1 protein-coding gene is annotated in these 1,294 nt (G+C 57.8%); it reads right to left on the bottom strand.

What is annotated here, in order from left to right; genetic code table 11:
* Positions 1-331 precede the first annotated feature (331 nt).
* On the bottom strand, positions 332-1,294 hold a 963-nt coding region (locus Ae505Ps2_RS11080), incomplete at its 5' end, for a hypothetical protein (protein WP_212567629.1).

The raw sequence follows: 1,294 nt of genomic DNA, 5'->3' as shown, positions 1-1,294 counted from the left end.
GGAAGAAGCCCTCCGAGATATTCGCCGAACTCGTTGAGCTAGATGCTTCGACCGCCTGAATTCGCCCTTCGCCACGACTTGGCGCACCTGAGGGACTGCGGCGTGGAGTGCTGCACGTCGCTCCGTGAACGACGCAGGGAAGAGGCCGTGCTTGATAAACTACTGGGCATTGTAGAGCTCAATTACGTCAGTCACGACGACATTACTTCAGTACGTCCGAAACCTTCAGGAAGCTCGACAGGGTCTTCCACCTGACAATACGCACCGTAGTCGTTGACGCCATAGACCTTTAGCCTTCGATCAGACGGAGACCCGGCGGACTCATCCGTACTCACGATGTCAACGCCCGGACTTCCGATTCGAGCTGTAGGTTTCCTTGCTCACCAAGCTGGTTCATGTACCGCTCCGCGTCCGCTTTCAAGTTCGCGTCACCAGATGTGATAGCAGCAGCCAATATCTGCGGAACCGCGTCACGCATAAGACCATAGCTCGTGAGACCATCCTCGTCCTGGACAGCGAGCAGCAAGCGAAGCACATCGAAAGCCGCATGGGGATCTAGGGACGCCGAGGACCCCAGCTCCTCGCTGATCATGTATCGCTGCCTACCAAGCGTAGGATCGAGCGACGCCACTTCCTTGAGTCTTGGCAGCCACCAGCCAGTTTCAAACTTCCCGCTCTTGACCACCCAGTAGAAGCCGCTCAGCTCCTCCTTGTCGGCAGGATGCTCCCGCACATGTTCAAGCCTGCTGTCCCACAAGGTGGCGAATTTGTCACGAATTCCCGACGAAACCTCGTCTGCACGCATGAAACGCCAGGCTACATGTCCCATCGCTCCACCCCGCACGTCAACTGGCGCCTCGGAGAAGAAGACCGTCACTACTGGATCGTCAAGAGTCTGTTCGCCACGAATGACTGCTTCGACGAGCCAGCCCCCAATTTCCTGAAGCGGATCGGTTTCCGTTCGCCATCCCACTGCGACTGCCTCAGTCGACCTGATTGCTCCGATCATGGCAGGACCAAGCAATTCGAGCAACTGCTTGTGGTACCGATGAGTCGCTACTGCAACGCTGAGTGCAAATTGCTGATTCCTGCTTGAGTCTTCCTCAGCGCCAAACCAATCCCCGCGCCGCAACTCGACCCACTCCTGGTCAGCAATGAAGAGTCGGGCCAACCCCTCACCCAGCACGGCGCGGGATGCCCCGTACGGGTCATCTCTGGCGAGCTCGTCCTCAAACGCGGAACGAGCTGCCTCGAACCAGCCCGTCTCAGACCCATGCGCTATTAGATGAGTGAG

Source organism: Pseudonocardia sp. Ae505_Ps2 (assembly GCF_001932425.1).
Lineage (GTDB): Bacteria > Actinomycetota > Actinomycetes > Mycobacteriales > Pseudonocardiaceae > Pseudonocardia.
This window is presented reverse-complemented; position numbering and strand designations above follow the sequence as displayed.